The 10,753-nt window shown below is 38.0% G+C and carries 10 protein-coding genes; 7 read left to right on the forward strand and 3 right to left on the reverse strand.

Annotated features, from left to right (window positions below; all coding sequences use genetic code 11):
• Positions 1–214: 214 nt before the first annotated feature.
• Positions 215–1,300: a methyl-accepting chemotaxis protein gene (locus A7967_RS18820; RefSeq protein ID WP_054205969.1), complete on the reverse strand. Its 1,086-nt coding sequence runs from the start codon at positions 1,298–1,300 to the stop codon at positions 215–217.
• An 89-nt stretch (positions 1,301–1,389) separates the two neighbouring features.
• On the reverse strand, positions 1,390–2,298 hold the full coding sequence (locus A7967_RS18825; RefSeq protein ID WP_054205970.1) for an AraC family transcriptional regulator: 909 nt from the start codon (positions 2,296–2,298) through the stop codon (positions 1,390–1,392).
• A 174-nt stretch (positions 2,299–2,472) separates the two neighbouring features.
• Between A7967_RS18825 and exaC the strand changes: the two genes are divergently transcribed.
• The 3 genes from exaC to A7967_RS18840 all read left to right on the forward strand — a co-directional run bounded on the left by exaC (position 2,473) and on the right by A7967_RS18840 (position 4,785).
• Complete coding sequence (gene exaC / locus A7967_RS18830) at positions 2,473–3,993, forward strand: acetaldehyde dehydrogenase ExaC (RefSeq protein ID WP_054205971.1); 1,521 nt, start codon at positions 2,473–2,475, stop codon at positions 3,991–3,993.
• 156 nt (positions 3,994–4,149) lie between these two features.
• Complete coding sequence (locus A7967_RS18835; RefSeq protein WP_054205972.1) at positions 4,150–4,524, forward strand: VOC family protein; 375 nt, start codon at positions 4,150–4,152, stop codon at positions 4,522–4,524.
• Positions 4,525–4,587: 63 nt separating this feature from the next.
• Positions 4,588–4,785: a CPXCG motif-containing cysteine-rich protein gene (locus A7967_RS18840; RefSeq protein ID WP_054205973.1), complete on the forward strand. Its 198-nt coding sequence runs from the start codon at positions 4,588–4,590 to the stop codon at positions 4,783–4,785.
• Positions 4,786–5,053: 268 nt separating this feature from the next.
• Here the strand turns inward: A7967_RS18840 and A7967_RS18845 are convergent, their stop codons facing one another.
• Entirely contained in the window at positions 5,054–7,069 is a 2,016-nt protein-coding gene (locus A7967_RS18845) for a winged helix-turn-helix domain-containing protein (RefSeq protein WP_054205974.1), read from the reverse strand.
• Between the two features lie 136 nt (positions 7,070–7,205).
• On the opposite strand from A7967_RS18845, the gene A7967_RS18850 reads away from it, so the two are divergent.
• The 4 genes from A7967_RS18850 to A7967_RS22880 all read left to right on the forward strand — a co-directional run.
• Entirely contained in the window at positions 7,206–9,023 is a 1,818-nt protein-coding gene (locus A7967_RS18850; protein WP_054205975.1) for an alpha/beta hydrolase, read from the forward strand.
• A gap of 382 nt (positions 9,024–9,405) precedes the next feature.
• Positions 9,406–9,882 (forward strand): DUF1308 domain-containing protein, encoded by a 477-nt coding sequence (locus A7967_RS18855; protein ID WP_054205976.1) that lies wholly within the window; start codon positions 9,406–9,408, stop codon positions 9,880–9,882.
• A 17-nt stretch (positions 9,883–9,899) separates the two neighbouring features.
• Entirely contained in the window at positions 9,900–10,307 is a 408-nt protein-coding gene (locus tag A7967_RS18860) for a DUF6210 family protein (RefSeq protein WP_054205977.1), read from the forward strand.
• Positions 10,308–10,647: 340 nt separating this feature from the next.
• On the forward strand, positions 10,648–10,753 hold a 106-nt coding region (locus A7967_RS22880; RefSeq protein ID WP_157756425.1), incomplete at its 3' end, for a helix-turn-helix domain-containing protein.

Below are 10,753 nucleotides of genomic sequence, written 5' to 3' on the forward strand. Positions count from 1 at the left end.
AGTGAAGTGCGTTGGCTTATCGCCAGACGGTGCAGAGGGTGCACCGCTATTGTTGTGCCGATAAAAACATCAGCGAGAAAATAAGCTTGAATAAGGTTTTAGTCAACTAAAAAATATTATAGTTATGCCGTACTTTTAAATATTTAACGCTCATGCGTACATATTTAGTTTTATTCGATCGCAGGTTAAATGCGTAATTTATAGAGCAACAGAGTTAATGGTTATCAAGCTCATCAAGCAAATTCATCACGCGCTCACTAGCAGCTTCCATTTTATTTATATGTTTGATTGCTTTACTTCTTTCACCGTTATGTATTAGTACTAACGCTTCAACACCATTACGGTGTACCTCGCGGTGTGGCTCTTCAAGTTGTTTAAAAGCATTAAGTTTTTTGAAGTTCTGAGCTTGTTCAGAGTTATACCATTTCCCTAAGCGGCACATTGTGTGATCTGTAAAGTCGTCGATTGATTTTTTACTAGTACCGTTTGCAACAGCATAAACATCGCCTTTCCAAACTATATGGTCTAGCTTAACGGTTTGAATAAATGAGCGCGTTGCAGCACTCGTAATAGTGTCTTTCATTTTGGTGCAGTGACTGATAATTGCACTGTAATCGTTATTTAAAGAATCGAAATTGGTAGAAAGCTGGGCATTATTTTGTTGAATATCTGAAACTGACTCTACGGTTTCACCTGTTTTGGCAATAATTTCTTTAACCAGTTCAGACACTTCCTGTGCAGATTGATTTGTATTAGTGGCAAGTGTTCTAACTTCATCAGCAACCACACTAAAGCCTCTACCAGCTTCACCTGCACGTGCAGCTTCAATTGCTGCATTTAAAGCTAGTAGATTTGTTTGATCTGAAATTTTCGAAATGGTAACTACAAACGTATTTATGCTATCAGCCATACTTGAAAGGCCTGAAATGTTTTCGGTCATACTTCCCATTTTTTTTGCCATAATTTCCATTTCATGAACAATATGCTTAAGTGAAACATTTGAGTTATCAAGTAGTTCATTGATTTGGTAGCTAACTTTACTTTCTTCATCAATGGTTAAATACGACTCTAAAACGGTTTGACGAACTCCTTCAATTTGAGTGATACAATCAATAGAGCTTGTAAGTAAGCTTTCTTGAAATACTTGTATGTCGTTTTTTCTTTGATCATTAAGCTGTGTTTGTAAATGCTGCTTTTCATCAAAGAGGGTTTTGTTTTTCGCTTTTAATGTTTCGATCTCCTTTACTAGCGCATCATTTTGATTTTTTATTGATAAATACGTTTTACTCGAGACGAACATGCAGCTTTCCTGTCTTTTTTATTAAAAGAGAATTTAAAGTTAACTAATCTGGATTCTAAACGGCTTTGCTGAATTAGGCAAAAATGTTGTTATTTATTTAATAGCAAATTCTTTGGTGAAACGCCAAAATATTGCTTAAATAAACGGCTAAAATGGCTGGGGTTCGTAAAACCAATATCATAGCAAACTTTGCTTATTTGTTGCCCTGATAGCAGAAGTTGACGCGCTTTTTTTAATCTAAGTTGTTGTTGATATGCAGCAGGGCTTTGCCCAAAGGCCAGTTTGAATTGTTGATAAAACTTACTACGGCTCATGCACGCTATTTTACAGATCGTATCAATATCGAGTGTTTGATTAAGATGCTCTTTCATAAAATACAGTGCATCAGTTAATGGACATGGAGCAGCATGTTGGCAATTAGCGAGTAATAAATCACGGCTTTGTTGCTGTAGCAGGCGGGTGATTAATTCATTGACGGATAAATCAATTAAGTAATGACGATCTTGCTCGTTTTCACTGAATAGACCAATCATACGCTCCAGTAATTGTTGAGTTTGTTGATTGTGCTGTGCGTGCACTAGGTTAGGTATGTACTGAAAAAAGTCATCACTGCTTATTTGTTGTTGCATATTAAGTGCATCAGCCACTTGGCTAATTTTATCGCAGCTTATTTCAATAGCTAAACAAGTCGTGGGCTGCTGCATTGATGCCTGTGGAAAATCAATTAATACACCTTGCTCGGGGGCGAGTACAAATGATTGTTGAGGTAAAAATTCTTTATGGTAGTCACTATCAGCAACATGCATCACTTTTTTACCACTAATCATCCCGCAAAACAGTAGTTCACTTGAGTGTAGGGCAACTTTTTGTGCATCTTGGTAGGTATCGTAAATACTGAGTTCGGCATTTTCTGCTGCAAAGGTGACTTTATTTTCAATAAGCACATCAACTGCTTGGCGTTTTCTCGTGAGGTTGCTCGTTGGTAGTGATGCAGTCATTTTATCTCCTTTAAACAATGGACGCACAGACATGTTTTTTGGACAGCTAATCAAGTTTTTAAGCTTCTTATAGGCTAATGTCAACAGGTGGCGGATAAATAAACAACAACTACTCGCTGGACGTTAATTAACCCAGGTTAAGTCAAACTCAACAATTTGAACAGGAATCACACAATGATTTATGCAAACCCCGGTGCTGATGGCGCACTCATTAATTTTAAACCTCAATACGGTAACTACATTGGCGGACAATGGGTTGAGCCTGTAAACGGCCAATACTTTGATAATATAAGCCCTGTAAATGGTAAAGTGTTTTGCCAAATTCCACGCTCAGATAAAGCTGATATTGAATTGGCTCTTGATAAAGCACACGCAGCAAAAGCGTCGTGGGGAACAACCTCAGTGACTATACGCAGCAACATACTATTAAAAATAGCTGATCGGATAGAGCAAAACCTTGAGTTACTGGCCGTGGCCGAAACATGGGATAACGGCAAAGCGATTCGTGAAACACTCGCAGCAGATATTCCATTAGCAGCTGATCACTTTCGTTATTTTGCAGGCTGTATTCGCGCACAAGAAGGCAGTATTGGTGAGATTGACGAGACCACAGTCGCTTATCACTTTCATGAACCTCTTGGTGTGGTTGGGCAAATTATTCCGTGGAACTTCCCTATTTTAATGGCTGCGTGGAAGTTAGCGCCAGCGCTTGCGGCGGGTAACTGTGTGATTTTAAAGCCGGCAGAGCAAACACCGGCTTCAATTTTAGTGTTAATGGAACTTATCGGCGATTTACTACCTGCAGGCGTTCTAAACGTTGTTAACGGCTTTGGTAAAGAAGCCGGCGAAGCTCTGGCGACGAGCACCCGTATTGCTAAAATTGCCTTTACGGGCTCAACTCCAGTTGGCTCTCATATCTTAAAATGCGCAGCTGATAATATCATTCCATCATCTGTTGAACTTGGTGGTAAATCACCGAACATATTTTTTAATGACGTAATGGAAAAAGATGATTCATTCTTAAGTAAAGCAATAGAAGGCGCGGTACTTGCGTACTTCAACCAAGGCGAAGTGTGTACTTGCCCATCGCGTTTGTTTATTCAAGAAGATATTTACGAGCAATTTATTGAACGTATTTTAGCGCGTACTTTGCAAATCAAACGGGGTAATCCACTTGATAGCGAAACCATGGTGGGTGCACAAGCTTCAAAAGCACAGTTTGATAAAATCCTTAGCTATATCGAAATTGGTAAAAAAGAAGGCGCAGAAGTACTCACCGGTGGCAATATTGAGCAATTAAGTGACGAGTTAAACGGTGGCTACTATATTCAGCCAACCTTGCTTAAAGGCACTAACGATATGCGGGTATTTCAAGAAGAAATTTTTGGCCCAGTTATTTCAATGTCGACCTTTAAAGATGAAGCTGAAGCGCTGGAGTTAGCCAATAGCTCAGAGTTTGGTTTAGGTGCAGGGGTGTGGAGCCGCAACATGAACCGTGCCTATCACTTTGGCCGTAAGATAGAAGCAGGACGCGTGTGGACCAACTGCTATCACATGTACCCAGCTCACGCTGCTTTTGGCGGCTATAAAAAGTCAGGCATAGGCCGCGAAACCCACAAACTCGCGCTTGATCATTACCAACAAACTAAAAACTTGTTAGTAAGTTACAGCGAAGATCCGCTTGGCTTTTTTTAAAAAGAGCATAAGTACAACTAATTAAGTAAAGCGCGGCTCTTAGCTGCGCTTTTTGCTATATTAAAGTACTTAAGGTTAAATACTCATTAAAGGTTCAAAAGTGATTTTGGAATGAGTTAATTGCACCGAAGTTGTGCCGCTTACTAAGGAGATGGAATGAAAATTTTAACAAATATATGCTCAGATAATTTACCAGAAAGTAAAAAATTCTATGTAGAATTACTTGGTTTTATTGTTAAATATGAGAGTGATTGGTATGTACAACTTTGCTCGCCAGACGATCATTCAATTGAATATGGTATTATTCAAAAGGATCACTCCTTAGTGCCAAAAAAGTTCCAACAGTCGCCAACAGGTATGTACGTTACTTTTGTTGTAGCAAGTGTTGATAGCACTTATGGAAAAGCGCTGTGTATGAAGATACCTATTTTGCAAGCGCCTCATAATGAATTTTACGGGCAGCGTCGCTTTTTAATTGAAGATCCTAATGGTTGTCTAATTGATATTTGCTCGCCATGGGAGACTCTATAAAAGCGTAACCTTTACGCATATACGAAAGTAAACGAGCGTATTAATCTACGTTGGAGCGATAATATGAATCAACTAACTGAACAAACAATAGCATGCCCATATTGTGGCGAGAGTATTGATGTGCTGCTCGACCCAACAGATGTTGATCAGCAATATATTGAAGATTGTCAGGTTTGTTGTAAGCCCATTAACTTTTTGGTTTTTGAAAATATGGATGAAGACTTAAGTGTGACAGTGTCTAGTGAGGACGAAAACTATTAAAAGATTAGGCACCCGATAATAAATAAAAAAAACACAGCTAAATATACTGAGTGGTGCCAGTTTTCGTTGCGATTTTTGCGGTAAGCGTTGCGCATTTTCCATTTATCTTCATGGGTAAAAGTGTGAAAGCAGCGTTCACAATATTTAGCACTGAATTCTTCCCAATAACCACATTGCGTACAGGCATATCTCTTTTTAAATTTGGTCCAAGGTTACTATTGCGCTTAAATATTTTTTATCTCAGCCTTTGATAATTTAAACAATGGATTTAAAACGCATACTGGTAAATATCTCCTTGGAGTGCCTTCAACCGAACCCAATAAATATACTGTTGATCAGGCGATATTGTATATTGATGGATAAAATCATTCGTTTTTGGCAACAGCAATTGTTCAATGTGTGTGTCAATATTATATGCCCATACACCGGTTTCTTGTCTGTAGAAATACAGCTGGTTATTGATAATTTGCCAATTTAACCAATTAATACGATTAAAGTCTTTAATTATCAGCTCTTCATTTGGATGGTCTAATTTTTTTCGCCATAAGCCATCGACCGTAAATTTAGAGTAATACAGGTATTCACCAATTATTCTGCCACTGTAACCACCATTTACGGTAAGTTGCGTGTGTTGGCCACTACTTCTTTGGTAGTGCCATAGTTGCCAATTACCAGAAGAGTTGCCACTGTAAATAACATTATTATTCGCATCGTAATTGGCAACATAGCTATTTTTTGATTCAGTGAAAACGTGCTGATACGTGTTTTCATCAATATTTAATTCATATATATCACCATGCTTGCTAAACAGCACACGCTTACCATCATCTGAAAGCTCATAGCGAACAAACTGTAATTCAAACGGTAAATCAACATTAATTAGTTGGGCGTTGTCACCTTTTATTCTCCACCAATGATGGCTTTTATAGCGTGTTGATAAAATAAGTTGTGTGTCAGCTTTCATTCGAGGTAATAATTCTGTTCGAGCGCTTTGTTGCCATGTAATGTGTGTTTTTTGTTTAATATTATACTTTGCAATGTCACTTACAGCGTTGAGATTACTGATCAATAGAGAAGGGCCATTATCACTTTGCAAAAGAGCCAATGAGTTAATTTTAAAGTCTAATTTTTTAAGTAATGAGTAGTGGCTGTTAGCGGTTTTTAGAGTGTACAGGCTTGCACTATCAGCAATAATTAAATCGTTATTATTAGGGTGCCATAGCAGGTTATTTATTCGCAAATCAACAGTGTGCTCTGTTAAGACATGATCATCGTTGATGATAATAATATGAGATTGGTTATCATTTATATAACGAAGAACGGCAAGCTGATTGGTATGACGGTTGTAATTAAAATTAAAATCACCTTTGGTGTTATTTTTGCTGGTGGGGTTGGTTATTTGTTTTAACCTGCCTGTATTTACGTTATAGCTAAATACCTGGTACGGATGCGATTTACTAAAGCGCTTAGTAAAGTAAAAGGTGTTATTTTCTCCCCATACTAATGATGTTGGTATTTCATCACAGGTAAATAAAGGCTGCTGCTTTTGTGTTGCGACATAATAAATAGCAATCGAACACTGTTTATCAATGTTCGTTGCATAAACAAGTTGCGTTCCTTTGGCGTTAATGGTGGCGAGTGAATCTGTTAATACTCTCTTTTTTGAATGTGTTTTTGTATCATATAAATACACTGCTTGGTTATTATTTTCATCTAGGTGATGAAATAGAATGTGTTGGCCAGAATCCGTTGTAGATAGTTTATACTCCGATCCGTTGAGTGCAATTAATGGGGCGCTAATAAGTGATAGCGTGTTTGAATGAGTAAAACTATCTGGTTTAATAAAATAACTAATAAGCGCCACTAAAAAGAGTAAAATGAAGGTAATAACGCAGCTTACTTTTATGAAAAACCATGTGCTTTTTTTATTTTCAGTAGCGGTAATTTCATTTAATACGGGCTCAATAGGGTCTTTGCTCAAACCTTCAAGACAAGCAATGAGCCGGTAACCTTGAGTTGGTACTGTTTCAATAATGTTTTCATCGGTTAATGCAGCAAAATGCCCACGTAATAAAGACACGGTTCTGTTTATTGCGCCTTCACCTACAACACGGTTGTTCCATACTTTTTCTATGAGTTGATCACGACTGACAATTTGCCCATTAGCTGCCAATAAAGCTGTTAAAAAGTTAAATACTTTAGGTTCAAGATTGCGACTTTGAGTGCCCTTTACCAATGTTCGCTGGTTTGCATCAAACATTACACTTGCAATGTGTACCGTCATACTAATCTCTATCATATTGAAATAACTTTATATTTTAAAACATAACACAAACATAACAAAAACATAAGCTCGAACTATGTGAGCTGATGTAAATACATGATTTGCTAAGCTTCCATGTTTAATAAGAGTAAAAAAAATGCGTAGTTATCTATATTGTTTATTAAAAATAGTCGCTATAACATGGCTATTATCAGGTTGTAATGGCACCGACAATAAATCTGCTTCTCCTGTATCTAAGCCACCAGAGAGCGATGTAAATAAAACAAATTTAAATGGGCGAAGTTATTACCTTTCACTGCCAGCTAAAAACTTTGACTCAAAAAAAGCCTATAAATTACTATTGGCTTTTCATGGCTCCGGACAAGGGGCACAAAGCATGCGTAGTATGTCGGCTCTTGAATCTGCATCAGACAATTATATTGTTGTTTATCCGCAATCAAAGGTTGAAGAATGGAATGAAGGGTGTGATTGCAATAAGCCACACCGGCTCGGAATTGATGATTTAGGTTTTGTAGATGAGGTTGTTGCAGATGTTAAAACAAAATACAACATCATAGATGATGAACTTTATGCTGTTGGATTTTCTCAAGGGGGGCTTTTTGCACAAAATTTAATGTGTAATAGTGACTTACAGTTTAACGCGATAGCGTCGGTTGCATCGCCAATGTCGGTGCAATTATCACAAAGCTGCTACGTTGAAAATAATACACACTATATGATGGTGCATGGTAAAAATGACAAAACATTGCCCTATTATGGCCTAACTCATTCAAATTTTGGGCTTATAGCCAGTGAATATGCAATAGAACTTATTGCTAAAGAAAACGATATAGAGTCGCCAGTCGAAGTTGAAAAAACCAATGTAACGACCAAATATGTATATAAAAATGACACACACATTAATCAGTTAGTGGCTATTGAAGGCGGAGGGCATAGTTGGGGCTTTACTGGCTTTAATACCACTGAGGAAGTGATCAGTTTTTTTGATTCAGTCAGCTTAAATAAGCTAGATATTCACTCAAGTTTATACCGTGTTGGCTCGCAGCCAAGTAAAGATGTGCATGTACGTAGTATGGGCCTAGAGCATAGCGGCCCTGCCATTATTTTACTCTCAGGGTTTAATAAAAACTTTCATAGTGACAGTGCGTGGTTTTCATTGTTGCAGCCGTTAATTGCAAAAACGCATCGCGTACACGTTATTGAGCGCTTTGGTAATGGGTTTAGCAGTGATGTAGATCAACCATCATATGCATCGTTTGTGTCTGCATTAGATAAAACCCTTAATGTCCTCAACGAAGATGAGCTAATAGTGGTGAGCTTTGCAAGCGCAAATATTTTGGCTCATTTGTGGCAAGTGTCTCCAGATTCACACGCGTCAGCCAATCTTAAAGGCATGCTCTGGATTGACCCTGATATTTTACTCCCTCATTCAATCAGTCTATATCAAGACTGGCCAGTATCGTGGTACAGAGAAGTTGGGGGCGATCTTATTGAACATATACAGCAGGGTAATTGGACCGAAAGAACATTGGGTAAGTTAGCCGCTGAACGCGAAGAAATGAATGAACTTATTCCTGTAGATTATCAAAATGATATGAATTGGCCGTATTTTGATCTCATTAGTCAAGGCAGAGCACAAATTGATAAACAAGTAACCCGGGCAAAAGAAATCATGAATTACCATGATGACTTAGCCAGCGTGCTCAACAGTGATATAGCCACCTCAGTGCCTATTACAGTCATAGATACTGACTTTGAGTCGCATGATATTGCAAACGCAGAGCCCGAGTATGTTGATGGCCTCATTAAATGGCAGCAAGAAGGAACACAATGGAGTTACTTGATCAGTGAGCAATCAGGCGGTCAATATGTGCCATTGAACAACAGCGATCATATGGCTGTATTTCAGCACCCGGATGAAATTATAAAAGCGATAATTAATCTACATAATTAATAATGTAGAAAAAATTAGTTTTTAATTACCCTAGCCAGATGGCTAGGGTTTATGCATGCTTGCTGATGGGTTTAAAAGTTATCACATGCTTTATTTACTGCAAAAAAGCAGAGAATATAATTGAGGTAAAAATAGGGTAGTAAGGTTGTTTGTTTTTCTGAATTAATGTGGTTGACTTGTTACTAAAATGTGGTTTTATTGTGTTTTCCATACAAAGAGATGATTGTAGATGTTAAATAAAAGTAATAACATCCGCCTGTCATTTTTTAAGGAAAAGCAAAGATGACACCCACCCTAAAGTTTGATAATTGAATTCAAGAAGAGATAAGTTTTTAGCCCAAAAGAGTAAACTTAGTAGCGCAGTTTTATTTGCTCAATTAAAGTGGCTGTCCAGTTTATTTTTTCTAATCCCCCAGCTGAATCATTAACAGAAAATGAAACTCTAGAACGAGTTAGGCAAGGTGCTATCAATATTGATACTGGCACGGCTAGGGCGCTATCAGGCCCAGCTTCACCCATTCAAGGTGAAATCCTTGCAGCTATGGGTAATAATGCTCGATTGATGACTCAAACTGCTCTTGGCGAATTTGTAGTTGCTGTTAGGCGTAATGGTAGACCAGACGTGATAGCAAATGCTTCCGCGTTTTTATCAACGGTCAGCGCTATTCCGGACATGCCATTTATAAGAGTTATGAACTTGCTCCCTACGCGAACTATAAAAATGCCAGATCAACGAATATTTGGAACAGGTGATAGACTTGGTATTCGAACTATTACTTCAGACCAAAGATTTGTTAGGGCTGCTGCAAATCAAGGGGTTGTGCTTGACTCATATATTCATAGCCCTCACTCGTTTTAGAAAAGGAAAATAAAGTAATGAAGATATGTTTATGGGACATGGTAGGCGCTGGTTTAATTATTCAGGCTAAATCTAATTGCGTTTACTTTAACCAGACTGGAGGGACAGCTTGCTTTCATTCTGAAATGGAAGGGTATTTTGTTCCTTTCAATTTTGATTGCGACCCTTATGATTTTGAATCTTCTCTAGAATATAAATTAAGTCAGCTTTTTAAAAACTCAGAATCAGTTAGTACAAAGTTGGCAATGTCTATAGATAAGCTATTGCAAAATAACCCTGAAACAAACGGAATTTCAGTTGATACTACAAAGCTAGAAGATTCAATTGAGTCATGGGTATACGTAATTATAAAGAGCACGGAGAGTAATCCTATAAGTTGTGAAAATGAGATGAAGGGTATCTTAACTTGGTCTAATAGTGACTAATTGTAAACAAGCTAAAAGGATGGCCTCGTTTGTGTAATAGAGCAGGTTCAATTACCGTGTAAAGGCTATCAAGTGCGCAGCCAATCCCAGTAGAACTGCGCACATGCTAGCAGCAGGCCGTACAGTCTGTGTCAGTGCCACTAATTAGTGGCGCTGGCTCAAATAGCTAGCTCTGCTGTTTTTAAGTGACACTGCTTACTGAATTTACATGAACACAGCACTGGTTCCCGAATTCAGGTTCCAAGTGCACCACTGACCATAACCCACCAATAAATATGACATTCTGAAATATTTGCTAATGTAGTAAGTGCGACCAAACTCATTATCGAGGGAATTCAGAATGTCTTACGAACATCTTAACAGTTTCGAACGAAAAGCTATCTACTATCGATTCAATAGTGGCGAAAGCTGCCGATCCATTGGTAAACTATTAAATCGACACCATA

The sequence above is a fragment of the Pseudoalteromonas neustonica genome, assembly GCF_001653135.1.
GTDB classification, from domain to species: Bacteria; Pseudomonadota; Gammaproteobacteria; order Enterobacterales; family Alteromonadaceae; genus Pseudoalteromonas; species Pseudoalteromonas neustonica.

Coding starts and splice junctions, on each gene's coding strand:
- A7967_RS18845 (WP_054205974.1), bottom strand. CDS start 7,069: ATGACGGTACACATTGCAAGTGTAATGTTTGATGCAAACCAGCGAACA.
- A7967_RS18840 (WP_054205973.1), top strand. CDS start 4,588: ATGAATCAACTAACTGAACAAACAATAGCATGCCCATATTGTGGCGAG.
- A7967_RS18820 (WP_054205969.1), bottom strand. CDS start 1,300: ATGTTCGTCTCGAGTAAAACGTATTTATCAATAAAAAATCAAAATGAT.
- A7967_RS18860 (WP_054205977.1), top strand. CDS start 9,900: ATGAAGATATGTTTATGGGACATGGTAGGCGCTGGTTTAATTATTCAG.
- A7967_RS18835 (WP_054205972.1), top strand. CDS start 4,150: ATGAAAATTTTAACAAATATATGCTCAGATAATTTACCAGAAAGTAAA.
- A7967_RS18825 (WP_054205970.1), bottom strand. CDS start 2,298: ATGACTGCATCACTACCAACGAGCAACCTCACGAGAAAACGCCAAGCA.
- A7967_RS18850 (WP_054205975.1), top strand. CDS start 7,206: ATGCGTAGTTATCTATATTGTTTATTAAAAATAGTCGCTATAACATGG.
- exaC (WP_054205971.1), top strand. CDS start 2,473: ATGATTTATGCAAACCCCGGTGCTGATGGCGCACTCATTAATTTTAAA.